Annotated in this window: 23 protein-coding genes and 1 pseudogene; 8 read left to right on the top strand and 16 right to left on the bottom strand. The window is 67.8% G+C overall.

What is annotated here, in order from left to right; genetic code table 11:
• Positions 1–4: 4 nt before the first annotated feature.
• The 3 genes from nudC to mutY are packed head-to-tail and all read right to left on the bottom strand — an operon-like array spanning position 5 to position 3,182.
• A complete protein-coding gene (nudC, locus tag ACX40Y_RS02475) occupies positions 5–874 on the bottom strand; it encodes an NAD(+) diphosphatase (protein ID WP_459117947.1) in 870 nt (289 codons plus the stop codon).
• Complete coding sequence (locus ACX40Y_RS02480; RefSeq protein WP_459117948.1) at positions 871–2,142, bottom strand: serine hydrolase domain-containing protein; 1,272 nt, start codon at positions 2,140–2,142, stop codon at positions 871–873. Before ACX40Y_RS02480 ends, nudC begins: the two co-directional genes overlap by 4 nt.
• Positions 2,115–3,182: an A/G-specific adenine glycosylase gene (gene mutY, locus ACX40Y_RS02485; protein WP_459117949.1), complete on the bottom strand. Its 1,068-nt coding sequence runs from the start codon at positions 3,180–3,182 to the stop codon at positions 2,115–2,117. The genes ACX40Y_RS02480 and mutY overlap by 28 nt, the downstream gene beginning before the upstream one ends.
• Before the next feature lie 27 nt (positions 3,183–3,209).
• Between mutY and ACX40Y_RS02490 the strand changes: the two genes are divergently transcribed.
• Genes ACX40Y_RS02490 through smc form a run of 4 tightly spaced genes read left to right on the top strand, consistent with a single transcriptional unit; the run spans position 3,210 to position 8,680 of the window.
• Positions 3,210–3,743: a DUF721 domain-containing protein gene (locus ACX40Y_RS02490; protein WP_459117950.1), complete on the top strand. Its 534-nt coding sequence runs from the start codon at positions 3,210–3,212 to the stop codon at positions 3,741–3,743.
• Positions 3,744–3,745: 2 nt separating this feature from the next.
• Positions 3,746–4,456 (top strand): thioredoxin domain-containing protein, encoded by a 711-nt coding sequence (locus ACX40Y_RS02495; RefSeq protein WP_459117951.1) that lies wholly within the window; start codon positions 3,746–3,748, stop codon positions 4,454–4,456.
• A 35-nt stretch (positions 4,457–4,491) separates the two neighbouring features.
• Positions 4,492–5,262, top strand: coding sequence for a thioredoxin domain-containing protein (locus ACX40Y_RS02500; RefSeq protein ID WP_459117952.1), 771 nt, complete (start codon positions 4,492–4,494; stop codon positions 5,260–5,262).
• A 10-nt stretch (positions 5,263–5,272) separates the two neighbouring features.
• Complete coding sequence (smc, locus tag ACX40Y_RS02505; RefSeq protein ID WP_459117953.1) at positions 5,273–8,680, top strand: chromosome segregation protein SMC; 3,408 nt, start codon at positions 5,273–5,275, stop codon at positions 8,678–8,680.
• 2 nt (positions 8,681–8,682) lie between these two features.
• Here smc and ACX40Y_RS02510 read toward each other — a convergent pair whose 3' ends face one another.
• From ACX40Y_RS02510 to rimP, 11 genes and pseudogenes are all read right to left on the bottom strand, one after another.
• Positions 8,683–9,117 carry a hemerythrin domain-containing protein gene (locus tag ACX40Y_RS02510; RefSeq protein ID WP_459117954.1) on the bottom strand — a complete coding sequence of 145 codons (435 nt, stop codon included), beginning with the start codon at positions 9,115–9,117 and terminating at the stop codon, positions 8,683–8,685.
• Positions 9,118–9,280: 163 nt separating this feature from the next.
• Positions 9,281–11,605 (bottom strand): polyribonucleotide nucleotidyltransferase, encoded by a 2,325-nt coding sequence (gene pnp / locus ACX40Y_RS02515; protein WP_459117955.1) that lies wholly within the window; start codon positions 11,603–11,605, stop codon positions 9,281–9,283.
• Positions 11,606–11,786: 181 nt separating this feature from the next.
• Positions 11,787–12,056 (bottom strand): 30S ribosomal protein S15, encoded by a 270-nt coding sequence (rpsO, locus tag ACX40Y_RS02520; RefSeq protein WP_459117956.1) that lies wholly within the window; start codon positions 12,054–12,056, stop codon positions 11,787–11,789.
• A gap of 21 nt (positions 12,057–12,077) precedes the next feature.
• The gene (gene truB, locus ACX40Y_RS02525; protein ID WP_459117957.1) at positions 12,078–12,983 is read right to left on the bottom strand and encodes a tRNA pseudouridine(55) synthase TruB; all 906 of its coding nucleotides are present in this window, start codon (positions 12,981–12,983) and stop codon (positions 12,078–12,080) included.
• A 38-nt stretch (positions 12,984–13,021) separates the two neighbouring features.
• Positions 13,022–13,627 (bottom strand): annotated as a pseudogene (locus tag ACX40Y_RS02530) (site-2 protease family protein); the annotation flags it as partial.
• Positions 13,628–13,726: 99 nt separating this feature from the next.
• A complete protein-coding gene (locus ACX40Y_RS02535; RefSeq protein WP_459117958.1) occupies positions 13,727–14,302 on the bottom strand; it encodes a thymidine kinase in 576 nt (191 codons plus the stop codon).
• Between the two features lie 47 nt (positions 14,303–14,349).
• Positions 14,350–14,739, bottom strand: coding sequence for a 30S ribosome-binding factor RbfA (gene rbfA / locus ACX40Y_RS02540; protein ID WP_459117959.1), 390 nt, complete (start codon positions 14,737–14,739; stop codon positions 14,350–14,352).
• Positions 14,740–14,912: 173 nt separating this feature from the next.
• Positions 14,913–17,717 (bottom strand): translation initiation factor IF-2, encoded by a 2,805-nt coding sequence (gene infB / locus ACX40Y_RS02545; protein WP_459117960.1) that lies wholly within the window; start codon positions 17,715–17,717, stop codon positions 14,913–14,915.
• A 4-nt stretch (positions 17,718–17,721) separates the two neighbouring features.
• Positions 17,722–18,492, bottom strand: a complete 771-nt coding sequence (locus tag ACX40Y_RS02550) for a DUF448 domain-containing protein (protein WP_459117961.1) — start codon at positions 18,490–18,492, stop codon at positions 17,722–17,724.
• Entirely contained in the window at positions 18,473–20,095 is a 1,623-nt protein-coding gene (gene nusA, locus ACX40Y_RS02555; RefSeq protein ID WP_459117962.1) for a transcription termination factor NusA, read from the bottom strand. Before nusA ends, ACX40Y_RS02550 begins: the two co-directional genes overlap by 20 nt.
• A gap of 6 nt (positions 20,096–20,101) precedes the next feature.
• Positions 20,102–20,650, bottom strand: coding sequence for a ribosome maturation protein RimP (gene rimP / locus ACX40Y_RS02560; RefSeq protein ID WP_459117963.1), 549 nt, complete (start codon positions 20,648–20,650; stop codon positions 20,102–20,104).
• 226 nt (positions 20,651–20,876) lie between these two features.
• Between rimP and ACX40Y_RS02565 the strand changes: the two genes are divergently transcribed.
• Entirely contained in the window at positions 20,877–22,154 is a 1,278-nt protein-coding gene (locus ACX40Y_RS02565) for a PQQ-dependent sugar dehydrogenase (RefSeq protein ID WP_459117964.1), read from the top strand.
• 21 nt (positions 22,155–22,175) lie between these two features.
• Here ACX40Y_RS02565 and ACX40Y_RS02570 read toward each other — a convergent pair whose 3' ends face one another.
• The gene (locus ACX40Y_RS02570; protein WP_459117965.1) at positions 22,176–22,553 is read right to left on the bottom strand and encodes a PaaI family thioesterase; all 378 of its coding nucleotides are present in this window, start codon (positions 22,551–22,553) and stop codon (positions 22,176–22,178) included.
• Complete coding sequence (locus tag ACX40Y_RS02575) at positions 22,550–23,002, bottom strand: PaaI family thioesterase (protein WP_459117966.1); 453 nt, start codon at positions 23,000–23,002, stop codon at positions 22,550–22,552. The genes ACX40Y_RS02570 and ACX40Y_RS02575 overlap by 4 nt, the downstream gene beginning before the upstream one ends.
• Positions 23,003–23,115: 113 nt before the next feature.
• Here ACX40Y_RS02575 and ACX40Y_RS02580 point away from each other — a divergent pair, with 113 nt between their 5' ends.
• From ACX40Y_RS02580 to ACX40Y_RS02590, 3 genes are read left to right on the top strand one after another with little or no spacing between them, the layout of a single operon-like run.
• Entirely contained in the window at positions 23,116–23,271 is a 156-nt protein-coding gene (locus ACX40Y_RS02580) for a hypothetical protein (protein WP_459117967.1), read from the top strand.
• Between the two features lie 6 nt (positions 23,272–23,277).
• Positions 23,278–24,234 (top strand): hypothetical protein, encoded by a 957-nt coding sequence (locus ACX40Y_RS02585; protein ID WP_459117968.1) that lies wholly within the window; start codon positions 23,278–23,280, stop codon positions 24,232–24,234.
• Positions 24,222–25,121 carry a transposase gene (locus ACX40Y_RS02590; RefSeq protein ID WP_459117969.1) on the top strand — a complete coding sequence of 300 codons (900 nt, stop codon included), beginning with the start codon at positions 24,222–24,224 and terminating at the stop codon, positions 25,119–25,121. The genes ACX40Y_RS02585 and ACX40Y_RS02590 overlap by 13 nt, the downstream gene beginning before the upstream one ends.
• Positions 25,122–25,164 lie beyond the last annotated feature (43 nt).

A 25,164-nucleotide genomic window follows, 5' to 3' on the forward strand; every position in this document is an offset into this window, starting at 1 on the left:
GGCGTCAGTCGCCGTCGGCCCAGGCCTGGAGCAGCGTGCGGGCGATCGCGTACGGCGGCGGCGGCAGGAACGGCGCGCTCACGTCGCCGGCCAGCGCCAGCCGAACCTCGGCGCGTGTGAACCAGCGTGCATCCTCCAGCTCGTGGACGTCGATCGCGATCGTCTCGTCCAGCGCCTCGCCGATACAGGCGATCATCAGCGACGACGGGAACGGCCAGGGCTGGCTGGCGACATAGCGCACCGCGCCGACGCGTATGCCCGCCTCCTCCAGCGTTTCGCGCCGCACCGCATCCTCGATCCCCTCACCGAGTTCGAGAAAGCCTGCGAGTGCCGAATAGCGTCCGGGCGGCCAGGCGGGCTGGCGGCCGAGCAGGACATGGTCGCCATGTTCGGCCAGCATGATGACCACCGGCTCGACGCGGGGATAATGTTCCGCGCCGCAATGGGGGCAGAGCCGCCCCCAGCCGGCGCGGAAGATCGCCGTCTGCGTGCCGCAGCGTGCGCAGAAGCCGCTGCGGGCATGCCAGTCGACCAGGCTGCGCGCGGCGGCATAGAGCGCCGCATCCGCCACATGAAAGCGATCGAGCATCGCCATCAGCGCCGGCGAGCGGCCCGGCGGCGGCATCTCGCCCGGCGGCAATGCGGCGACGAACCAGGGCACCCCCGCGTCGAAGCCGAGGAACAGCAGTTCCCCCTCGGCTTCGGCCAGCCCCGTCCAGCACAGCCGATCGTCCGCGCGGAGCCGCGGATCGAGCCCGTCAAGGATCAGCAGCCGCGCCGCCGGATCGGCGATCGCCGCGGCGAGCAGATCGGGTTCGTGGCGGACGCGATCGGCGCGATCGAGCGTCCCGCCGGTAAAGCCGGGTGCGATCACCGCGCCAGATCGGCGTAGACGGCGGTGCGGAGTGGCGCACGGATACCGAGATCGCCGAGCAGCAGATTGACCATCATCGTCACCCGCACCTTGTTGACGGGATCGACCCACGCCGTCGTGCCGGCCGCCCCGGACCAGCCATAGCTGCCCTTGGCCGGGCCGCCGGGGCGATCGGCGAGCGACACCGATCCGCCCGCGCCGAAGCCCATCGGCACGCCGGTATCCGCCGTCATCGCATCGAGCAGGCTGCGATCGACGCCCGGCGGCAGCAGATCGGACATGGCGAGGCGCACCGTCTCCGGCTTCAGGATACGGGCGCCGTCGAGTTCGCCGCCATTGACCAGCATGTGGAGGAACCGGTCATAGTCGCGCGCCGACATCACCAGCCCGGCGCCGCCATAGGGAAAGCTGGGCGGCGTGAGCCAGACCGAGGTGGCGCCGGGATCGACCGGCAGGCGCGAGCCGCCGACGATCGCATAATCGGTGGCGAGCTTGCCGGCCTGATCGGCAGGCACCGTCCAGTAGCTGGCGTTCATCTTGAGCGGCTTGAGGATGCGCGTGTTGACGAACTGGTCGAACGGCTCGCCGCTCGCCACCTCGATCACCCGGCCGAGCACGTCGAGTCCGATCGAATAGCTGAACTTGGCACCCGGCTCGGCGATCAACGGCAGGCTTGCGGTGCGGTTCGCGAATTCTTCGAGGCTGGCCGGGCGCAACGGCCGCATCTGCGCCTCGAACGACGGGCCGACCTGCGCCGGGTTGATGCCCAGCCGGTTATATTCGTCGAGCAACGGCCCCTTGGTGATGATGTTATAGCCAAGACCCGCGGTGTGGGTCAGCAGGTTGCGCACGGTGATCGGGCGTGTCGCGGGGCGGCTCGTCAGGTCCTTGGCGGGATCGACCAGTACCTTCATGTGCTTGAAGGCCGGGATGAAATCGCTGATCGGCTGGTCGAGCTTGAGCTTGCCTTCCTCGATCAGGATCATCGCGGCGATGCCGGTGATCGGCTTGGTCATCGAATAGACGCGCCACAGGCTGTCGATATCGGCGGCAGGCGCGCTCGCCGGATCGGCGATGCGGCCCTTGGCGACGACGGTCGGCGCGGTATCGCCCTGGGCATAGGCGATGACGATGCCGGGCACCTTGCCCTCGGCGACGGTCCGTTCGGCAAGCGCCGTCGTCTCGCTGGAAAGCCGCACCTGCGCGATTGCCGGGGCGAGCCCCAGCATCGCCGCGCCGATCAGTCCAAACGCCAGTCCACGCCGCATCGCATTCTCCCTATCAGTCCGGCCGCCTTGGCAAAGACGGTGGGCAGCCCGGCCGAGTCGATCGCGTCGATCGGCCACCATTCGCCCTCGATCGCGCCTGCATGGCCGTTCCATGTTGCAGCTACAAGTACGACCTCGAGCTCGAAATGGGTGAAGCCGTGCCGCACGCCGCCCTCGACCGGACGCCATTCGGCGGGCGCGGGCGCATCTGCGAGGCCGGGCGGCGAATCGACCCAGGGCCCGGTGGGCAGCGCGCGCATGCCGCCCAGCAGGCCGCGCGCCGGCCGGCGGACGAGCAGCACCTGCCCGTCGCGCTCCAGCCAGAACATCGTGCCGTGCCGGATCGGCCGCGTGCGCTTCGGCGCCTTGGCCGGATAGGCTTCGGGATTGCCCGCCACGCGCGCATCGCACTGGTCCGCCAGCGGGCAGAGCAGGCATTTAGGGGAACGCGGCGTGCAGATCGCGCTGCCCAGGTCCATCATCGCCTGCGCGAAATCGCCGGCGCGGGCATCGGGCGTGATGCTGTCGGCCAGCCGCCGGATCGTCGGCCGCGCCGCCGGGATCGCCTCGGCCAGCGCGAACAGCCGCGTGACGACCCGCTCGACATTGCCGTCGACTACCACGGCGCGCCGGCCGAAGGCGATCGCGGCGATCGCGGCAGCGGTATAGGCACCGATGCCCGGCAGTTCGAGCAGTGCCGCCTCGTTGTCCGGCATCGCCCCGCGCCGCGCCACTTCGCGTGCGCAGGCGAGAAGGTTTCGCGCCCGCGCATAATAGCCGAGCCCCGCCCAGGCGGCCATCAGTTCGCCGTCGTCCGCCGCCGCCAGCGCCTCGAAACTCGGCCAGCGCGCGGTGAAATGCTCGAAATAGGGGATGGCGGTGGCGACCTGCGTCTGTTGCAGCATCACTTCCGACAGCCAGACCCGATAGGGATCGGCGGCGTTGCTGCCCGGCGGCGCGCGCCACGGCAGGCGGCGGGCATTGGCATCATACCAGCGGAGAAGCGCGGGCGCGATTGCGCGAGGGGCGTTGTCGGGCACGCCCCGCCTATGGCATGGGGGATCGCGATGACGAAGCCCCCCCGGACCACCACGCGCCAGCCGCGGCCCGAGCCCCAGCGGGCGAACCGCGTTCGCGCCGTATCGGAACTGTTGCCCAGCGTCGGCGGCGCGGCATTCCGCAAGTTCGGCTTCGTCCAGCATTCGGTGGTGAGCCGCTGGAGCGAGATCGTCGGCGAACGCTATGCGCGCGTCTCCTCACCCGAATCGATTCGCTTTCCCCGCGGCAAGCGCGAGGAAGGCGTGCTATCGCTGCTCGTCTCAGGCGCCTTCGCGCCGATGATGCAGCACATCGCGCCCGAGATCATCGAGCGGGTGAACCGCTTTTTCGGCTATCCGGCGGTGGCCAGGCTGGCGATCCGCCACGGCGACGTCCGCGCCACCGAAAAGGCCGCACCGCCGCCAAGCCTGAAGCCGATTCCCGAATCGCTGGGCAACAGCCTGCGCGGCATTGCCGACCCTGAGTTGAAGGCGGTGCTCGAATCGCTCGCCGCGGGCGTCGCGGCGCAGGGCGATGCGCCGGGTTTCGGGCGGATCGACTGACGATGCGCCTGCGCCTCGCCGCCCTCGCCCTCTGCCTCGCCCCGCTGCTGGCGATCGGCGCGGCCCCCCCGCCCCGCCCCGCCCCGCAGACCGACTGGACGAACACCGTTACCGTCACGCCCGAGGGCGGTTATCGCCAGGGCAATCCCGATGCGCCGGTGAAGCTGATCGAATATGGCTCGCGCACCTGCCCCACCTGCTATCGCTTCGCCACCGATGGCGTGCCGCCGCTGCGCCGCCAATATGTCGCCAGCGGGCGGGTGAGCTACGAATATCGCGACTATCTGGTCCACGGCGCGCCCGATCTGGCGCTGGCGCTGCTCAACCAGTGCGTGCCGGCCCAGCGCTTCTTCCCGGTGCTCGACGCGATCTATGCCAACCAGCCGGTCTTCGAAAAGCGGCTGACCGAGCTCGAGAAAACCTCGCCCGACAAGATCAAGGCATGGCAGGCGCTGGCACCGGCCGCGATGGCGACGCGCTTTGCCGAAGCGCTGGGCATGATCGACTTCATCAAGGGCCAGGGCGTCCCCGAAGCGCGGGCGCGCCAGTGCCTGGCCGACCCCAAGGCGATTGAGCGCATCGCCAAGACCAATGCCGATGCGCAGAGCGTCCACGGCATCGCCTGGACGCCGAGCTTCCTCGTCAACGGCCGCCGCCTGCGCGTTGTCGACTGGCCCTATCTGCAACCCGAGCTTCGCGCCGCCGGCGCCTGAACCCCATTCGATTTTCCAAACGGAGATTTCATCCCATGCGATTCGCCCTGGCCCTGCTCCCGATCCTCGCGCTGGCGGCCTGCAACGGCGGTGACGCCGGCGCCGGTGCCGGCTCTGGCGGCAATGGCGGCGCCGTCGCTGCCTCGGCACCCGTCGCGACGATCGCCCCTCCCGCCGGCAAGCAGTGGACCGACATCGTCGAAAAGACCAAGGACAATGGCTATCGCCAGGGCAATCCCGATGCGCCGATCAAGCTGGTCGAATATGGCTCGCGGCTGTGCCCCTATTGCGCCCAGTTCGGGACCACCGCCGTCGAGCCGCTGCGCGAGAATTATATCAAGACCGGTAAGGTCAGCTATGAATATCGCGACCTGTTGATCCACGGCGCGCCCGATCTGTCCGCCGCGCTGCTCAACCAGTGTGTGCCGACCGAGGCCTTCTTCACCGTGCTCGACCAGATCTATGCGAACCAGTCGGCGTTCGAGGAACGGCTGATGTCGATGCAGCAGAACAGCCCGCAGGTACTCCAGCAGCTTCAGCAGATGCCGCCGCCCCAGGCCGCGGCCGGCTTTGCCGAGGCGACCGGCATGGTCGACTTCATGAAGCAGCGCGGCGTGCCCGAGGCGCAGGCGCGCGCATGCCTGGCCGACCAGAAGAAGATCGAGGAGATCGCCAAGGTCAATGCCGATGGCGCCAACGTCTATGGCGTGAACTCGACCCCGACCTTCTTCATCAACGGCACCAAGACCGCGGCGAACAACTGGGCCGATCTGGAGCCGCTGCTCCAGCAGGCCGGCGCGCGCTGACCGACGCCCCATGCAGATCAAGCGGCTGCGGCTGACGGGCTTCAAGAGCTTCGTCGACGCAGCCGATCTGCGGATCGAGCCCGGGCTGACGGGGATCGTCGGCCCCAATGGCTGCGGCAAATCCAACCTGCTCGAAGCGCTGCGCTGGGTGATGGGCGAAACCAGCGCCAAATCGATGCGCGGATCGGGCATGGAGGACGTGATCTTCGCCGGCACGGCGACGCGGCCTGCGCGCGATTTCGCCGAGGTGACGATCATCGCCGAACAGGCCGGCGACGACGAAGAGCTCGAAATCGTCCGCCGGATCGAGCGCGGTGCCGGTTCAGCCTATCGCATCAACGGCCGCGACGTGCGCGCCAAGGACGTGGCGCTCGCCTTTGCCGATGCCGCGACGGGCGCACACTCGCCGGCGCTGGTCAGCCAGGGGCGGATCGGCGCGATCATCGCCGCCAAGCCGGGTGAACGCCGGGCGATGCTGGAGGAAGCGGCAGGGATCGCCGGGCTCCACGTCCGCCGCCGCGACGCCGAACAGAAGCTGCGCGCGACCGAGAATAATCTTGTCCGCCTCGACGAGCTAATCAGCGACCAGGAAGCGCGCGCCGCCGCGCTGCGCCGACAGGCACGACAGGCGGAGCGCTATCGCGAACTCTCCGATCGCATCCGCGTGGCCGAGGCGCGGATGATCTTCGCGCGGTGGCGCGACGCCGCCAACGCCGCGCGGATCGGCCATGCCGAGGCGGCAGAGGCCGAGGCGAAGGTCGCCGAATGCACCGCGCGCCAGGACGCGGCCGCCACGGCGCAGGCGGCGGCGATCGAAGCGGTGACCAGATGCCGTGCCGAGGCGCTGGCACTGCGCGATGCCGCGAGCGAGGCGCAGCACCGGCTGCAAAGCCTGCGCAGCGCACGGCACGGCGTGGAACGGCGCCTGACCGAGCTGGCCGAGGCGGTCGAGCGGCTCGAAAAGGATCGCGCGCGCGAGACTGCGCTCGCGCGCGATGCCGGGGGCGCGCTGGCGCGCCTAGCCGAGGAACAAGCGGCGCTCGACGCGGCGATCGAGACGATGGTGGCGCAGCTGCCGGCGAGCGAGGCGGCGCTGACGGCGGCCGACGAAGCAGCCCGCACCGCCGACGCCGCGCTTGCGGCCGCGCTGGCGCGACAGGCGAGCGAGGCGGCCGAAATCCGGGTCGCCGATGCGACGCTGGCGGCCGCGCGCACCCGCGCCGAACGCGCCGAACGCGATCTGGCGAGGCTCGATGCGGAACGCTCGGCGCTCGGCGATCCCGGGCCGATCGACGCCGAACGACGCCGCGCCGCCGAGACGCGCGAGGCGGCACAGCGCGAGGCCGAGGCGGCGCGGACAACACTGAGCGATGCCGAGGGCGATGAAGCCGGCGCAATCCTCCGCCGCGACACCGCGCAGGCGGCCCGCGCGCAGGCGCATGCCGAACGCGCGCAGATCGATAGCGAGATCGCCGCGCTGGAGCGCGCCACCCGGTCGAGCGGCACGGATCGGTTGCTCGACCACATCCGCGTCGCAACTGGCTATGAACGCGCGCTGGCCGCAGCACTGGGCGACGACCTCGATGCCGGGCTCGATCCGGCCGCCGAACGCCATTGGGCGGGCGCGATCCCGGCATCGGACGATCCGGCGCTCCCGGCGGGAACGATACCGCTCGCCCGACACGTCGAGGCGCCGGCCGCGCTCGGCAGGCGGCTTGCACAGGTGATCGTCTGCACCAATGACGATGGCATGCCGCTTGCCGCGGGGCAAAGACTCGTCACGCTTGGCGGGGAGATGCGCCGCTGGGACGGCTATCAGGCGCGGTCGGACGGTGCCGCGGCCGCCGAGCGGCTCGAGCGGATCAACCGGCTGTCGGCGCTCAGAGCGTCGTGGCCGGCGGCGCAGGCCGCGGTCGAAGCGGCCGATGCTGCGCTGGCCGCCATCGAGGCCGCGATCGCCGATGCGCGGCAGCGCGCCGCCGCCGGCCGCGCCGCGTTGCAGCGCGCCGAAGTCGCCGGACGCGAAGCGAGCCGCAACGAAGAGCGGCTGACGACGCAGCTCGAACGCCTGGCCTCGCAGCGCACCGATCTCGACGAACGCCGCGCCCGACTGACCAGCGAGGCCGAAGAGGCCAGTGCCGAGCGGGAACGGGCGGCGGCGGCGCGGACGGCGCTGCCCGACGGTCGCGAGGCGAGCGAGCAGGTCGCGGCGCTGACCCTCAACGCCGAGCAGCGGCGCGCGGCGGCCGCAGGTGCCCGGGCGGCGCGCACCGGGCTCGATCGCGACATTGCCCAGGCGCGCGACCGGCGGGCAGGCGCGGCAGCCGAAGCCGAGCGCTGGCAGGCGCGCGCCGCCGACGCCGCGCGCCGGACCAGCGAGCTCGACGGCCGCGCCGCGCAGCTGGCCGAGGATCGCGCCGCGCTGGCGGATCGCCCGGCGCAAATCGCCGCGCAAATCGCCGAAGCGCAACGCGCGAGCGAGACGTTGCGCAGCCAATCCGATGCCGCTCAGGCGGCCGAGCGCGACGCCGAGGTGACGCTGAGGCAGGCCGAAGCGGCGCTGCGAAGTGCCGGCGAAGCGCTGGCCCAGGCACGCGAGACGCGCGCCGGCGCGGCCGCACGCGCCGAGAATCAGGATCTGCGCCGGGTGGAGATGGGCCGATTGTCCGGCGAGCGCTTCGAATGCCCGCCGCCGCTGCTGCCCCAGCGAATCGGTTTCGACGAGGCATCGGTCGGCAGCCCGCAGGACGAATCGAGCCAGCACGAGCGACTGACCGCCGATCGCGAGCGGATCGGCCCGGTAAATCTGGTTGCCGAAACCGAGCTCGCCGCGATCGAGGCGGCGTTCGGCACCAATGCCCGCGAGCGCGACGAGCTGATCCAGGCGGTGCATCAACTGCGCGGCAGCATCGGCACGCTCAATCGCGAGGGGCGGCAGCGGCTGATGGCGGCGTTCGAGGCCGTCGACCGGCATTTCCAGCGGCTGTTCGCCACGCTGTTCAACGGCGGGCAGGCGCATCTCGAACTGATTGATTCGGACGACCCGCTCGAAGCCGGGCTCGAAATCATGGCGCAGCCGCCGGGCAAGAAGCTGCAATCGCTCACGCTATTGTCCGGCGGCGAGCAGGCGCTGACCGCGGTGGCGCTGATCTTCGGGCTGTTCCTCACCAATCCCGCGCCGATCTGCGTGCTCGACGAAGTCGATGCGCCGCTCGACGACGCCAATATCGATCGATTCTGCGATCTGCTCGAAGCGATGACGCGGGAAACCGCCACCCGCTACCTCATCGTCACGCACAATGCCGCGACGATGAGCCGGATGCATCGTCTGTTCGGCGTCACGATGGTCGAACGCGGGGTCAGCCGGCTTGTCTCGGTCGATCTCGGCGGCGCGGAAGGGCTGCTGGCCGCCGAATAGCGCTATTTTCCGGTGGGAACTTCCGGCTTCCCCTGAAGGGCCGAGGCAAGAAGCAGCCCCTGTTCGAGGCGGACCCGCTCACGCAGGCGTGGCAGCATCGCGCGGGTGGCGGCGACGAAACCGGCGCGGTCGCGCATGATCGCTTCAGGTGACCAGGCGACCAGATAGTCGCGCCAGTCCATCTTCAGTCGCTCGAAATCATCGCGGACCTGATCGACGGTTTCGCGCGAAATTCCCGGCTGCGCCTCGAGCGCCAGCGCGTAGATCGTCGTGTCTTCGCGAGCGAGATGCTCTGCGACGCATCGCAGCAGATGATCCAGCGCCATCGAAAGCGATTTCGGATCGGCTTCGCGGTCGACGAGTTCGCTCAGGCGGCGTGCGAGAATGTCAATCGTCTCATGATCGTGCCGCAGCTCCGCCATGGTTGCAGTTGCCATCATCATCACATCCTCCGACATCCGACTCTGCGGCGACCCGATCTCCTATACCATCCGGTCTTCTACTGACCGATTTCTTTCCAATTAGTACACCCATTGCGCGAGAAAGGCAAAAAAAGGGGCCCGCGAACGAGCCCCTTTCCTGTTTACCTGACGTCGCGGCTCAGTCGCGGTCGCCGGTGAGGAACGCCGGCAGACCGATATCGTCGCCGCGCTCTTCCTTGCGCTCGCCGCGCGGCTTGTCGCCACGGTCGCGGCGCGGGCCGCGATCACCGCCGCGATCACCACCGCGGCCGCCTTCGCGACGCCGGTCGCCACGGCCCTCGCCCCGATCGCCACGGTCGCCGCGATCACCACGCGGCTCGCGCGCGGGACGGCTGTCTTCCAGCTCGGCGCCGGTTTCCTGATCGACCACACGCATCGACAGGCGGACCTTGCCGCGCTGGTCGATCTCGAGCACCTTGACCTTGACGGCCTGGCCCTCGCTCAGCACGTCGCTGACCTTCTCGACGCGCTCGTTCTTGATTTCCGAGACGTGGACGAGACCGTCCTTGCCGCCCATGAAATTCACGAAGGCGCCGAAATCGACGAGGTTGACGACCTTGCCCTCATAGATCTTGCCGACTTCCGGTTCCTCGACGAGGCCCTTGATCCACTTGATCGCGGCTTCGATCTGCGCCGGATCCGACGAGCTGACCTTGATCACGCCCTCGTCGTCGATGTCGACCTTGGCGCCGGTGGTGGCGACGATCTCGCGGATCACCTTGCCGCCGGTGCCGATCACTTCACGGATCTTCGACTTGTCGATCGTGAAGGTCTCGATGCGCGGTGCGTGCGCGGAGAGCTCGGCGCGGACTTCGCCCAGTGCCTTGTTCATCTCGCCCAGGATGTGCGCGCGACCGGCCTTCGCCTGGTTGAGCGCCGCCTCGAAGATCTCCTTGGTGATGCCGGCGATCTTGATGTCCATCTGCATCGTGGTGATGCCCTCGGACGTGCCGGCGACCTTGAAGTCCATGTCGCCCAGGTGATCTTCATCGCCCAGGATGTCGGACAGGATTGCGTAATCCTTGCCCTCGAGGATCAGGCCCATGGCGATGCCCGAGACCGGACGCTTGATCGGCACGCCGGCGTCCATCATCGCGAGGCTGCCGCCGCACACCGACGCCATCGACGACGAGCCGTTCGACTCGGTGATGTCGCTGGTCAGGCGGATCGTGTAGGGGAAGTCTTCCTTGGCGGGCAGCACCGGGTGCAGCGCGCGCCACGCCAGCTTGCCATGGCCGACTTCACGACGGCCCGGCGCGCCGAAGCGGCCCACTTCGCCGACCGAATAGGGCGGGAAGTTATAGTGCAGCATGAAGTTCTGGTAGCTGAGGCCATTCAGGCCATCGATCATCTGCTCGGCATCCTTGGTGCCAAGGGTGCAGGTGGCGATGGTCTGGGTCTCGCCGCGGGTGAACAGGGCCGAGCCGTGCGCACGCGGGAGGAAGTGCGTCTCCGCCTCGATCGGGCGGATCTGCGTGGTGGTGCGGCCGTCGATGCGCTTGCCGTCCTTGAGGATGGCGGTGCGGACGATCTCGGCTTCCAGCTTCTTGGTCAGCTTGATGCCGGCCATGACTTCCTGCGGGCTCAGGCCGTCCTCGGTGAACTGCGCCTTCGCCTTGGCACGCGCCTCGTTGAGCGCGTTCGAGCGGGCCGACTTGTCGGTCAGCTTGTAGGCGGCGGCAATGTCCTTGCCGATCAGCTTCTTGATCTTGTCCTTGAGCTTGGCGTTGTCGTCCGACGACGCCATTTCCCACGGATCCTTGGCGGCCTGCTCGGCGAGCTTGACGATCGCCTTGACGATGTCGCGGCAGGCATCGTGCGCGAACAGCACGGCGCCGAGCATGACCTCTTCCGAAAGCTCCTTGGCTTCGGATTCGACCATCATCACCGCGTCATAGGTCGCGGCGACGACGAGATCGAGCTCGCCCTCGGCAACCTGCGCGTCGGTCGGGTTCAGGATGTATTCGCCGTTGAGGTATCCGACGCGGGCGGCGCCGATCGGGCCCATGAAGGGCACGCCCGAAAGCGTCAGCGCGGCCGAGGCGGCGATCATCGAGAGGATATCGGGCTCGTTCTCGCCGTCATAGCTCAGCACCTGAGCGATGGCGTTGACTTCGTTGTAGAAGCCTTCCGGGAACAGCGGGCGGATCGGGCGGTCGATGAGGCGGGAGACCAAAGTCTCCTTCTCGGTGGCGCCGCGCTCGCGCTTGAAGAAGCCGCCCGGGATGCGACCGGCGGCCGAGAATTTTTCCTGGTAGTGGACGGTCAGCGGGAAGAAGTCCTGGCCTTCCTTCACCGACTTGGCAGCCGTGACGGCGCACAGCACCACGGTCTCGCCGAGGGTCGCGATCACCGCGCCGTCGGCCTGGCGGGCAACCTTGCCCGTTTCGAGAGTCAGCGTCTTGCCGCCCCACTCGATCGATACAGTCTTCTTGTCGAACATGTCGTTTCCTTCACTCCCCGGTGCCAATCACGCGGGGGGCCTATGCGTGAGCCGTATGTGGCTCGTGGGACCGACCGTATTGCCGGATCCCCCGTTCGTCCCCGGCGCCTTTCGCCCGGGACCGCCGATGCGTTATCGCACCGGAATGACAAAAAGGCGACCCGAAGGTCGCCTTTCCGTGTTACTTGCGAAGACCGAGCTTCGCGATGAGATCGGTGTAGCGGGTCGCATCCTTCTTCTTCAGATAGTCGAGAAGGCTGCGGCGCTTGTTGACCAGCATCAGCAGGCCGCGACGCGAATGATTGTCCTTGGCGTGCGTCTTGAAGTGCTCGGTGAGGTTGGCGATGCGCTCCGAGAGGATCGCGATCTGCACTTCGGGGCTGCCGGTGTCGCCCTCTGCGCGGGCGTGTTCCTTGACGAGCGCGTCCTTGCGCTCCTGCGTGATCGACATGGCTGTTCCTTCGACATCATGCTACAGGTTGAACCCGCGAACGATCCGGACCTGTCCGGCCCCTGCCTCTACCAGCGCGATCGGCGTGTCGCCGGAAAGCGCGAAATATTGGCCATCGTCTGCGGCAATCCCGATCAAGACCCGCCCCTGACGGAGCAGCCCTGCCTGATCGGGGGTGAGGGATAGAGCCGGGATGTCGTCCAGCCCCGCCCTCAACGGCAGGAGAATGTCTTCAAGGCGCCGCTCCTTAGCGGCATCGCCCAGAAAGTCCAGCGAAATCGCCTGATCGAGGTTGAACGGGCCGGCCTTGATCCGGCGGAGATAGGTGACATGGCCCACCGTTCCGAGCGCCTGGGCGATGTCGCGGGCGAGGCTGCGGATATAGGTGCCCTTGGAGACATGCGCGCGCAGGGTTGCGAACTGCCGCTCGCCTTCGACCCACCAGGACAGATACTGGAGATCGTGAATGGTGATCTGCCGCGTCGCGAGCGTTACTTCCGCCCCCGCTCGCGCAAGATCATAAGCACGCGCGCCATTCACCTTCAGTGCGGAGTAGGCGGGCGGCAACTGGTCGATGTCGCCGAGAAAGTCGGCGAGAACGTCCTCGACGTCGGCGCCGTCGACGGAGGTGTCCGAGATTGCAATCACCTTCCCCTCGGCATCGAGCGTGTCCGTCTCCACGCCAAACTGGATCGTGAAGTCGTACACCTTGTCGCTGTCGAGCATGCGGCCGGCGAGCTTTGTCGCCTCGCCCAGCGCGATCGGCAGCACGCCGCTCGCCAGCGGATCGAGCGTGCCGCCATGCCCGACCTTCACCTTGCCATAGCCGCCGTCGCGCAGCGCACGCTTAACCGCGCTCACGCCCTGGGTCGAACCGAGCCCCAGCGGCTTGTCGAGGATGATCCAGCCGTGCAGCGCCTGGCTCATGCGGACAGGCCCAGCGAACCGAGCAGGCCCAGCGTGAACCAGTCGGCGATCGGCACGACGAGTCGGCCGATCAGGTTCAGGCTGGGAGACAGCGCCGGCAGCACCACGATCAGGACGATGAGGATCGGAAAGCCGAACGGTTCGAGTCGCTTGTAATCGGCCGCCAGCGAGCGCGGCAGCGCGCCTTCGACGACATGGGCGCCATCGAACGGATAGATCGGCAACAGGTTGAACACGCCGAGAAAGGCATTGATCAGCACGAAATTGAACAGATTGTCGGCGGCGAACCGCGCCACCACGCCCAGTTGCGGCCCGGTGGCATTGTAGATCAGCAGCGCCAGTGCGCCGGCCGCCAGCGTCGCGAGGCACAGGTTCATCAGCGGCCCGGCAAGCGCCACCAGCACATTGTCCAGCCGCGGATTGCGCAGCCGCCGTCCGTTCACGGGCACCGGCTTCGCCCAGCCGAAGATCGGCGCATGAATGAGCGAGAGCATCAGCGGCAGCACCACCGTGCCGAACGGATCGACGTGCTGGACCGGATTGAAGCTGAGCCGGCCCTGCTCGGCCGCGGTCGAATCGCCCAGCATGTTGGCGACATGGCCATGCGCGACTTCGTGAAAGACGATCGCGATCACGAGCGGCACGAGGGTCGTCGCGATCGAATAGAGAATCTCTAGCAGCTTGCGGTCCCTTTCCGGTCTGGCCGCGCGGCTATAGGGCGGGGGCGGCGTCGGTGCCAGCAGTCACGCCATGCGCGCCATGAAGTGGCGGCGACACAGCGCGATATAGCGCTCGTTTCCACCGATTTCGCGCTGTTCGCCATCGCGCACCGCGCGACCGGACTCGTCGACGCGCAGGTTCATCGTCGCCTTGCGTCCGCATTCGCATACCGACTTGATCTCGATGAGCGAGTCGGCACAGGCGAGCAGCGCCGCACTCCCCTCGAACAGCGCGCCGCGAAAATCGGTGCGCAGGCCATAACAGAGCACCGGCACCTCATCCTCGTCGCACACGGCGGCGAGCTGGCGGACCTGCGCCGCGGACAGGAATTGCGCCTCGTCCACCAGAACGCAGGCGACCGGCGCCTCGGCTTGCGCCTTGTTCACGATCACGCGCAGATCGGTTTCGGCATCGAACGGCACCGCATCGGCGGTGATGCCAAGGCGCGAATCGATCACGCCGTGTCCGCCGCGATCATGCGCCGCCGCCGTGAACAGCAACGTCCGCATGCCGCGTTCGCGATAGTTGAAATCGGCCTGGAGCAGCGTGGTCGATTTGCCCGCGTTCATCGACGCATAGTAGAAATAGAGCTTGGCCATCACGGCTTATTCCGGCTGCCGGTGCCACGAGTAAAGCCCCTGCGGCGTCAATCGTCGCCGAGATCGCGCGCGACCTTCGGATCGCGGAGCAGCTGATCGATATGGCTGCCCTCGTCGAAGCTCTCGTCCGGCAGAAATTTGAGCTTCGCCGCGTATTTCATCTTCACCCGGTGCGCGACCTCGCGCTGGAGATAGGCGGTGTTGGTGCGAAGCGCCTTGATCACCGCATCCTCGTCCTTGCCGAGCAGCGGCTTCACGAACACGGTCGCGTGGCGCAGGTCGGGCGACATGCGGACTTCGGTGATGCTCACCAGATGGCTCGCCAGCGTCTCGTCATGCACGTCGCCGCGCTGGAGGATTTCGGAGAGGATATGGCGCACCTGCTCGCCCACGCGCAGCACGCGGACGGAGCGCTCTTCGTTTGGATTGTTCTTCATTTTCTATCCGCTCACCAAAGCGTGAAGAGCGTTACCGGAATCAGCATCGCCACGAGCACCAACGGGCAGCCGATACCATTGATCGCGCCATCGATAGTGTCTCGTATCACGGATCGCCGATGACGAGCCGGAGGCGGCGCTTTGCGGCGACGTCCCCGGCTCTTTGGCATGGCTTACAGAGTCCGTTCGCGCATCTCGACCTCGAAGGTTTCGAGATAATCGCCCGACTTGATGTCGGTGAAGTTCTGCGTGAACGTCACGCCGCACTCCAGACCGGCGCGAACCTCGGCCACATCGTCCTTGAAGCGACGAAGCGACGCGATCTCGCCCTGATAGATGATGACGTCGTCGCGCGTGATGCGCGCCTTGAGCGCCTTGCGGATGACGCCTTCGGTGACCAGCAGACCCGCCGCCTTGCCGTGCTTGCCGGCCGAGAACACTTCCTTGATCTCGGCGCGACCGACCACGGTTTCGAACGCTTCGGGGCCAAGCTGCCCCGCCATGCCGGCGCGGATCTCGTCGATCAGATCGTAGATCACGTCATAATATTTGAACGCAACCTTCTGACGATCGGCGATCTCGCGAGCTTTGGCGTTGGGGCGGACGTTGAAGCCGATGATCGGCGCGCCGCTGGCACCCGCCAGCGTCACGTCGCTCTCGGTAATGCCGCCGACGCCCGAATGCAGCACGCGCGCACGGATCAGATCGGTGGAGATCTTGTTGATCGCCGCGACGATCGCCTCGACCGTGCCCTGGGTATCCGCCTTGACGACCAGCGGATATTCCATCGCCTGCTTTTCCTTGAGCGCGGAGAACATGCTCTCCAGGCTGGCGGGCGCATTGGTCGTGCGCTTCTGGAGCAGCACGCCCTGGCGATATTCGGCGACTTCGCGGGCACGCGCCTCGCTTTCGACCACCTGCAGCGGATCGCCTGCCGACGGCACGCCCGAGATGCCGAGCACCTCGACCGGCATCGCCGGACCAGCTTCCTTGATCTGGCGGCCCTTGTCGTCGACCAGCGCACGGACCTTGCCGCTCTCCGCCCCGACGACGAACACGTCGCCGACGCGCAGCGTGCCGCGATTGACGAGAACCGTCGCAACCGGGCCGCGGCCCTTGTCGAGCTTCGCCTCGATCACGGTGCCCTCGGCCTCGCGATCGGGGTTGGCGCGCAGTTCGAGCAGTTCCGCCTGAAGCTGGATCTTCTCGATCAGTTCGTCGAGGCCGAGCTTCTTGAGTGCCGAGACTTCGACATTCTGGGTGTCGCCACCCATTTCCTCGACCACGACCTCATGCTCGAGCAGACGCTCGCGCACGCGCTGCGGGTTGGCACTGTCGAGATCGATCTTGTTGATCGCCACGATCATCGGCACGCCGGCCGCCTTGGTGTGATTGATCGCCTCGATCGTCTGCGGCATCAGCCCGTCATTCGCGGCCACCACCAGCACGACGATATCGGTGACATTGGCACCGCGCGCGCGCATTTCGGTGAAAGCTTCGTGGCCCGGCGTGTCGAGGAAGGTGATCTTCGACTTGTCCTTCAGCGTGACCTGATAGGCGCCGATATGCTGGGTGATGCCGCCGGCTTCGCCGCGCACCACATCGGTGCCGCGCAGCGCATCGAGCAGCGACGTCTTGCCGTGATCGACATGGCCCATGATCGTCACCACCGGCGCCCGCGGCTGCAGCTTGTCGGCCGGATCCTCGGTCGTATCGATCTGGAGATCGATATCGCTGTCGCTCACGCGCTGGATGTTGTGACCGAATTCGGTGACCAGCAGTTCGGCGGTGTCCTGATCGATCGACTGATTGACCGTGACCATCATGCCCATCTTGAACAGGGCCTTCACCAGGTCCGCGCCCTTTTCGGCCATGCGGTTGGCGAGTTCCTGCACCGTGATCGCGTCGGGAACGACGACGTCGCGGACCTGCTTGACCTGCGGCTCACGCGGGCCACCGTACGAACGACGATGTTCCTTTTCGCGGGCGCGCTTGAGCGCGGCGAGGCTACGCGCACGTGCGCCGTCATCACCACCCAGCGCGCGTACGACGGTCAGCTTGCCCGACTGGCGACGATCGTCGCCCTTGCGGTCGCGCTGCTGCGGACGCGCAGGCTCGGGCCCACGGCGCGCCGGTGCGCCGCCGCTTGGCGCGGGCCGCGAAGGCGCAGCACCGGCCGCCGGGGCAGCCGCACGCTGGGCCGGCGCCGCCTGTTCGCGGGTTTCCGCAGCGGGCTTCGGCTTGGGCGCAGGCTTCGGGATTTCGGGCCGCTGCACCGGGGTGAAGCGGCGCGGCGCCGGCAGGCTCGGATCGAGCTGCAGGCTGATCGGGCCGGTCGGCACCGGGCGCTTGGGCGCGGGCGCAGGCTTGGCTTCGCCAGCTGGCTTCGCTGCTGCGGCCTTGGCGGGCGTTTCCGGGGCGGGTTCAGCCGCAGCCTTCGCCTCGGCCGGCTTGGCCTCGGACGCTTCGGCGACTGGCTCGGCCGCCGGGGCCGGTGCGGACTCCGCCGCCTGCTTCGATGCGGCCGCCGCTTCGGCTGCCGCCGCCGCTTCGGCACGCTCGCGCTCCTCGGCGCGGCGACGCTCTTCCTCGGCGGATTCGGCACGCTCGCGCTCTTCGCGGCGACGCGCTTCCTCGAGCATCTGCATGCGCTGTTCTTCGGCCTCGCGCAGCAGCTTCGCCTGGCGCTCCTGCGGCGACAGATTGTCGGCGGGGCGACGCGGCTGGGCCGGCGGGGGCGACGCGGGACGCGCAGGCTCCGCCTGCGGTGCCTGAGCAGCCGGGGCGGGCGCTGGCGCCTGCTCCTCGGTCGGCGCACCCTGCGGGCCGAGAACACGGCGGCGCTTGACCTCGACGACCACGGTGTTCGACCGGCCGTGGCTGAAGCTCTGCTTCACCTTGCCAGTCTCTACCGTGCGCTTCAGTCCCAGCGGCGCGCGCATGCCCAGTTTCGGCTTCTCGTTTTCGGTGTCGCTCATGCGGCTACTCAAGTTCCTCGTAATGTTCGTCGTTCAATGGCACGCCGGACGGAAATGCCGATGCGCCTTGCGAGCCTGTTTCGCAAGTCGCGCTCGTCGAGTCGGGTCCGATAAAATGCAGCCAGCGGTCGAGCGCTTCGCTCACCCGCTTCGCCGCCCGGGCGTCGATAAGACCGGCGTGTACCACATTTTCGCGGCCAAGCGCCAAGGACAATATGGTGCGCGGGATGGGCAATGTTAAGCCCTTGAGCGAAGTTCCTTCGCGATCCCGGCCCACGCGCCACGCCTGGGCAAGGCGGCGGCTGCCGTCTTCGCCGGCATCGGCGGCATGGAGCAACAGGTGAAGCTGGCCCGCGCGCGCCGCCTTTTCGATGCGCTCGGTGCCGATGACGATATGACCGCTCTTCGCCTCCAGCCCGAGCCGGTCGAGCGCGGTGCGCTGCAACTGCTGCTCGATCCTGTCCTCGAGATCGTCGGGCACGACGACGTCGCCGGTGCGGAAGGCGCGCGACAACGCCGCTTTCAGACGCCCCTTCTCGCGCGACGCCACGAGCCCGGCACGATCGACGCCGATCCATGCGCCGCGCCCCGGCGCCTTGGCCCGAACATCGGGCCAAACGACGCCATCGGGCGCGAGCACAAGGCGCAGCAGCCCGTCGCGTGGCGCCTGTGCCCGCGACAGGATGCAGGTGCGGATCGCGCCGTCGCTGTCGGCTTCCCGCGCGCGGGAAGCGCGTGGGTTTACCCCAGCCGTCTCATTGTTCGGAGTCCGCAACAGCGTCCTCCTCGTCGACAACCTCGGCGTCCTCTTCCGAGAACCAGTGCGCGCGGGCAGCCATGATGATCTCGTTGCCCTGCTCATCGCTCAGGCCATATTCGGCCAGAATCCCACCCTTCTGCTCGGACTTGCGCGCAGCATCCTCGCCGCGGCGACGCGGCTCGGCGCGCTTGCGCTCGACTAGCTCGTCGGTGGCGAGGTCCGCCAGATCGTCGAGCGTCTTGATGCCCGCCTTGCCGAGCGTGACCAGCATCGCCTCGGTCAGATACGGCATCGTGGTCAGCGCATCGTCGACGCCCAGCGCACGGCGCTCCTCGCGATTGGCTTCCTCGCGGCGCTCCAGCGCTTCCTGCGCGCGATTCTGCAGTTCTTGCGCGAGATCCTCGTCGAAGCCCTCGATCGCCGCCAGCTCGTCGAGCTCGACATAGGCAACTTCTTCCAGCGCGCCGAAGCCTTCGGCGACCAGCAGCTGGGCCAGCGTCTCGTCGACGTCGAGCTCGTTCTGGAACATTTCCGAACGCTCGACGAATTCCTTCTGGCGCTTCTCGCTCGCATCCGCCTCGGTGAGGATGTCGATCGCCTTGCCGGTGAGCTGGCTGGCGAGGCGGACATTCTGGCCGCGACGACCGATCGCCAGGCTAAGCTGATCGTCGGGGACGACCACTTCGATGCGATCCTCTTCCTCGTCGATCACGACGCGGCTGACATTCGCCGGCTGCAGCGCGTTGACGACGAAGGTGGCGGTGTCGGGCGACCAGGGGATGATGTCGATCTTCTCGCCCTGCATTTCCTGCACGACGGCCTGGACGCGGCTGCCCTTCATGCCGACGCAGGCGCCGACCGGATCGATCGAGCCGTCATGGCTGATCACGCCGATCTTGGCGCGGCTGCCCGGGTCGCGGGCGGCGGCCTTGATCTCGATGATGCCGTCGTAGATTTCGGGCACTTCCTGCGCGAACAGCTTCTTCATGAATTCGGGGTGCGCCCGGCTCAGGAATATCTGCGGACCGCGATTCTCACGGCGGACGTTGAGCACCACCGAGCGGACACGATCGCCGACGCGCACCACTTCGCGCGGGATCTGCTGGTCGCGACGGATCACGCCTTCGGCGCGGCCGAGGTCGACGACGACATGGCCGAACTCGACGCGCTTCACCACCCCGGTGATGATCTCGTTGACGCGATCCTTGAACTCTTCGAACTGCCGCTCGCGCTCGGCATCGCGGACCTTTTGGAAGATGATCTGCTTCGACGCCTGCGCCTGGATGCGGCCGAACTCGATCGGAGGCAGTGGATCGACGATGAAGTCACCGATCTTCGCACCCTTCTGGAGCTTCTGCGCGCCCTTCAGGTCGACCTGCTTGAAATAATCGTCGACCTGCTCGACCACCTCGACCACGCGCCACAGGCGGAGATCGCCCGACACCGGATCGAGCTTCGCGCGAATGTCGTTCTCGACGCCGTAGCGGTTCTTCGCGGCGCGCTGGATCGCGTCTTCCATCGCCTCGATGACGATGGCCTTGTCGATCAGCTTTTCACGCGCAACCGCGTCCGCGATCGCGAGCAGCTCGGCCTTGTTGGCGGAAATGGCGGTGGCCATTCGGACTTATCCTTCCACTTCGATAATCTTGTCGGCGCCCTCGGAAGAGAGCGGCGCGGTTGCGGCGATCAGACGGTCGGTCATCGTCAGCTTGGCATCCTCGATCGCGGCGAAGGGCAGCACATGGCTGGCACCGTCCTGCGTGACGATCGCGATACTGGCAGCCGCCGCGTCGATGCCGGCGAGATCGCCCTTGAACTGCTTGCGCCCGTCGAGCTTCTCGGCAAGCGTGATCCGGGCCTCATGGCCCTTCCAGTCCTCGAAATCCTGCAGCCGGGTGAGCGGCCGGTCGATGCCCGGCGAACTGACTTCCAGTCGATAGGCATGATCGATCGGATCGCGCCCCTCGGCCTCGAGCGCATCGAACAGATCGGAGACGCGGCGCGACAGATCGGCGCAATCGTCGATCGTCAGCTGGCGCGTGTCCGGCCGCTCGGCCATCACCTGCAGCGTCGGATCGCTGACGCCGCCGAACATCTTCACCCGCACCAGCGCAAAGCCCAAGGCCTGCACTTCGGGTTCGATCAGTCGGGTCAAATGGGCGATGTCCGCCACGCGATACTCCGCAACATGTCCAAGCAGCTTCGCCGCCGGGGCCCGGTAGGCTCCGACCTCGACCATGTTTGACGATGTCCGAGAAAGCATGGGCGATATACGCGCTCGAGCGTTGTGGAGCAAGAGGGCGCGGGGCACAGGATGCGTTTTCGCGAGAAAGGGGTTGTAATCCCCGGCGAAAACGACTGGCCTTGCGTCCGCCATGCGCAACCGCGGGAGAGAGAAGATGCACCGTTCGCCGCTATTGATCGCCTTGTGTCTTACCGCCGCCTGCTCGCCCCAGGGATCGAATGCGCGCGAGAACGACTCACAGGCGGCAGCCGCCGCCGCGCCCGCGCCAAAGGGCGAACCGGCGCCGGTTCCGGCCGGACTGCCATTCAACGTGACGCGCATCGCCGATTTCGATTCACCGTTCGCCGTCACCTTTCTGCCCGACGGTGCCGCGCTGATCACCGAGAAGCCGGGCCATCTTCAGCTCTGGCAGGCAGGTCGCGAGACCGCCGAAGTGACGGGCGTGCCCAAGGTGGCGACGCCGGGCCAGGGCGGCCTGCTCGACGTCGCGCTCGCACCCGACTTCGCGACAAGCAACATGATCTACTTCACCTATTCGGAGCCGCGCGCGAACGGCAGCGCGCTCGCCCTGGCGCGCGCCCGGCTGACGCGCGGCCGGGCGATGGCGCCCCGGCTCGACGGCGTTGAGGTGCTGTTCCGTTCCGGGTCGGACGGCAATGGCGGCCAGTTCGGCGCGGTGATCGCCTTTGCGCCCGACGGCAAATCGCTGTTCCTCGCCTCGGGCGAGCGCCAGCGCTTCACGCCCGCGCAGGACCCGAACCAGGCGATCGGCAAGATCCTTCACCTGACGCTCGACGGCAAGCCCGCGCCCGACAATCCGGCCGCGGGCAAGACCGGCGCCCAGACGGTGCAGGTGATCGATCCGCCGCAGGACAGCGAAGCGGCCAAGACGGCCAAGGGCCGCCCCTTCGCCTTTGACGGCCCCAACCCCGCCCCGGCCGCGATCTGGAGCAGCGGGCATCGCAATCCCTATGGCCTGGTGTTCGATTCGGCCGGGAATCTGTGGGAACATGAAATGGGACCGCAGGGCGGCGACGAGCTCAACCTGATCGTCAAGGGCGCCAATTATGGCTGGCCCAACGTGTCGTTCGGCGAAAACTACAATGGCACGCCGATCCCCAAGCCGGCACCGGGCGACGGCTATGAAATGCCGAAGCTGCACTGGGTGCCATCCGTGTCGCCGGCGGGAATGGTCTATTATACCGGCGACCAGTTTCCGCGGTGGAAGGGATCGCTGCTGATGGGTGCGATGTCCGGCCAGGCGCTGATCCGCATCGCGCTCGACGGCACCAACCCGCGCAAGGCCGATCAATGGGACATGGGCACGCGCATCCGCGACGTCGCGCAGGCCCCCGACGGCTCGGTCTGGCTGCTGGAGGACGGCGGCCGCGGCGCCGGCGGCTGGCTGCTGCGGCTCAGCCCGAAACAGTGACGCCCAGCGCCGGGTGCGCGATCAACGAACGATCAGATAGTTCATCCGCGCGGCGGCGATCGGCCGATCTTCTTCGTCCTGCCAGGCGATGGCGCTGACATTGGCGACGCGGTTGCCGAGCCGCGTCACCGTGCCCCGTGCGCGGGTCTCCTTCTCGCGGCCGCCGCGCATATAATCCACCGTGACGTTGATCGGCTTGACCCGGCCGCCGCCATCGGCGTCGAGCGCCTGGAGCAGCGCACCGACCGCCGCCATTTCCAGCAAGCCGCCGATCGCGCCGCCATGAACGAAGCCGGGGCGGCCGACGACATCGCCCGAAAACGGCATCACCAGAACGGGTGCGCGCGGATCGGGCTCGATCGTCAGGCCGAGCAGCGCGGCATAGGGCGGCAGCGTCACCAATAGCCCTCCGTCGCCATGAAGGTGCCGGCGACATGCGCCAGCGGATCGGACGGATCGCCGTCATGCGCCTGGCCGCGGACGAACGCGATCGACCGCGTCAGCCGATAGCATTCGCCGCGCCCGACCACCGTCTGCCCGCCGCGCGCCGGACGAAGATAGTCGATCCGCAGATCGAGCGTGGCATGCGCCTTGAACGTGCCGGCACGAAGCCACACCGACACGCTAGCCGCCATGTCCATCAAGGCCAGGATCGGCCCCGACGCCAGGATCGCGCCTTCGGGCTGGCCAACCAGATCGGGCTGATAGGGCAGTTCCAGCTCGGCCCAGTCCGGCCCGTGCGCGCGATAGCCGATGCCCAGCCGCCGTCCGTGATTGGCGAACGGCATGTTGAAGAAGCGTTGGGGATCGAAGCCGGGCGGCGGCGCTGGATCAGAGGAAGTCGACATCGTGCCATGACCTACCCGCCCCCTGCCCGCCGCGCAAACATTACACCGAATTAACGTGAGCGCCCCCCGGGCTCCGCCTAGCGTCCGGCCATGCGGTTGATCGGGGGTGAAAGATGACACTGCTGCAAATCGATATCGCGGACATCGCGGAACTGGGGACACAGGTGGCGATGAGCGGCGCGCTCCGCGTGGCCGAGGTCAAGGGCGTGGACGACCTGTTCGATTTCATCGTCGGCATCGCAATTCTGATCTACGAAATGGCGCCCTGATCGGCGATGCGCGCCCCTTCCGACGCGATGCGCGCCGACATCGCGGCATCGCGAGCCCGCTCGCTCGCGATCGTCGGCGCGTGGAAAACGCTTCCCGTGCAGGAAAGGCTGCGCGCGACCTTTGCCGATTGCCCGCTCGATTGTGCCGATCCGGCGGCCGATCGAGCGGCGGCATTGCTTGCGGATAGCGGCTGGATCGGCGACCTGCTCGATCCGCTGGTCACAGCGCTGGCAGCCGATCCGTGGTTCGAACCGCCGCTGCGCGCCAGCCGCGACGCATTGCGATCGGGGGCCCTATTGTTCGACAGTCCGGTCGCCACCCTGACCATGAGCGTCACCAATGCCGCGGCGCTGGCAAGGGCGGCGCCGCAGCCCCCGTCGATCGTCTTCACCGGCCGGGTGGCCGTGACGCGCTATATCCGCACCGGCGGCGCACGATGGCGGCGCTGGCGCACCGAGCCGGCATCGCCCGGCTTTTCCGCCGCGAACGCGGCAAGCCCGTTGCCGATCGCCGATTTTCAGCCGCGCGACGGCCAGGTCGATCGGCTCGACGGCCGCATCGAGGCACAGCTACCCTATGGCGCGCGGCACGACATCGTCACGCTGACGGCGACGATCCGGGCGGGCGCGTCGGCGCTGATGCGCGGCTATGACGACCGCCTGCGCCTTGCCCGCATCGCCAGCGCCGACGACGGCGCATCGCGCGTCGAAATGCTGCTAGCGTTCCTTCGCCACAGCGGCCGCAGCGACGCCGGCCCGGCATTCCTGGCAGCGACGCGCGACCCGGCCTTTCACGTGCGGTGGAATGCGATGCGCGAATGGCTGGCGCTCGATGCGAGGGCGGCGCTGCCGCGACTGATCGAAATGGCCACACTCGATCCGCACCCGGAGGTTCGCGCCGCCGCCACCGCCGCCCGCGCACTCGTCGAAACCCGCATGGAGGCTGCGCCGTGCCCCGCCTGATCGATGCCGGCAGCGACGATGCGATCGCGCTAGACGATCTTATCGAGGCGCTGGCGACGCGGCCGATCGATCCGCGCGACGAGGACGCCTTCGCATCGCTCGGCCCGTTGCTGGCGAGGCTCGGCCGCAACCGGACGTTCCTCGCCGACCTGGCGATCGACGAGCTCAAGACGCGGTGCACGGGCCAGACGACGCTCGGCGCCTATGGGCCGCAGGTGTTTCTGCTGCGGCCACCCACCGGCCGCTATGTGCTGCGTGCCAATTTCTGGCCCTCGCGCGGCGATGCGGCGATGCGCGCGAGCGGCGCCGCCGCCTTTTTCTACGACATGCCGCACGATCACAATTTCTCGTTTCTGACCTATGGCTATCTCGGCCCCGGTTACTGGAGCGACTATTACGAATATGATCCCGACGCGCTCGTCGGGCTACCGGGCGAAGACGTGGAGCTGCGGTTTATCGGCCGGCAGCGGCTCGAGCCCGACATGCTGATGCTGTACCGGATGCGGCGGGACATTCATGTGCAGCTTCCGCCCGACCGCTTCTCGGTGTCGCTCAACATCCTCGGATCGGATCCCGCCCAGCCCTGGGTCGAACAGTTCCGCTTCGACGTCGCGCGCGGCACGATCGCCGAGAACTTGACCACCACCGGGGCGGAGACGCTGGTGGCCCTTGCCGTCCATGCCGCGAATGGACTCGACCTGGCCGAGCGGTTCGCCCTGCATCATCCATGCGATCGGATGCGCGTGACCGCGATCGACGCGCTCGCCTCGGCCCAGCCGACGATGGCCGACTCGCTATGGGATCGGGCAAGCCGCGACAGCAGCGCCTATGTCGCGGGATACGCGGCGCGCCGGCGAACAGCGCGGGACGCTCAAGCTGCTCCATAACGGACAGAATTCGACCGGCGAGGCGTCACCAAAGGCTAGTTTG

This window comes from Sphingomonas sp. RS6 (genome assembly GCF_054489705.1).

Coding starts and splice junctions, on each gene's coding strand:
- ACX40Y_RS02480 (WP_459117948.1), bottom strand. CDS start 2,142: ATGCGGCGTGGACTGGCGTTTGGACTGATCGGCGCGGCGATGCTGGGG.
- ACX40Y_RS02490 (WP_459117950.1), top strand. CDS start 3,210: ATGACGAAGCCCCCCCGGACCACCACGCGCCAGCCGCGGCCCGAGCCC.
- ACX40Y_RS02495 (WP_459117951.1), top strand. CDS start 3,746: ATGCGCCTGCGCCTCGCCGCCCTCGCCCTCTGCCTCGCCCCGCTGCTG.
- ACX40Y_RS02500 (WP_459117952.1), top strand. CDS start 4,492: ATGCGATTCGCCCTGGCCCTGCTCCCGATCCTCGCGCTGGCGGCCTGC.
- smc (WP_459117953.1), top strand. CDS start 5,273: ATGCAGATCAAGCGGCTGCGGCTGACGGGCTTCAAGAGCTTCGTCGAC.
- ACX40Y_RS02510 (WP_459117954.1), bottom strand. CDS start 9,117: ATGGCAACTGCAACCATGGCGGAGCTGCGGCACGATCATGAGACGATT.
- pnp (WP_459117955.1), bottom strand. CDS start 11,605: ATGTTCGACAAGAAGACTGTATCGATCGAGTGGGGCGGCAAGACGCTG.
- rpsO (WP_459117956.1), bottom strand. CDS start 12,056: ATGTCGATCACGCAGGAGCGCAAGGACGCGCTCGTCAAGGAACACGCC.
- truB (WP_459117957.1), bottom strand. CDS start 12,983: ATGAGCCAGGCGCTGCACGGCTGGATCATCCTCGACAAGCCGCTGGGG.
- ACX40Y_RS02535 (WP_459117958.1), bottom strand. CDS start 14,302: ATGGCCAAGCTCTATTTCTACTATGCGTCGATGAACGCGGGCAAATCG.
- rbfA (WP_459117959.1), bottom strand. CDS start 14,739: ATGAAGAACAATCCAAACGAAGAGCGCTCCGTCCGCGTGCTGCGCGTG.
- infB (WP_459117960.1), bottom strand. CDS start 17,717: ATGAGCGACACCGAAAACGAGAAGCCGAAACTGGGCATGCGCGCGCCG.
- nusA (WP_459117962.1), bottom strand. CDS start 20,095: ATGGCCACCGCCATTTCCGCCAACAAGGCCGAGCTGCTCGCGATCGCG.
- ACX40Y_RS02565 (WP_459117964.1), top strand. CDS start 20,877: ATGCACCGTTCGCCGCTATTGATCGCCTTGTGTCTTACCGCCGCCTGC.
- ACX40Y_RS02575 (WP_459117966.1), bottom strand. CDS start 23,002: ATGTCGACTTCCTCTGATCCAGCGCCGCCGCCCGGCTTCGATCCCCAA.
- ACX40Y_RS02580 (WP_459117967.1), top strand. CDS start 23,116: ATGACACTGCTGCAAATCGATATCGCGGACATCGCGGAACTGGGGACA.
- ACX40Y_RS02585 (WP_459117968.1), top strand. CDS start 23,278: ATGCGCGCCCCTTCCGACGCGATGCGCGCCGACATCGCGGCATCGCGA.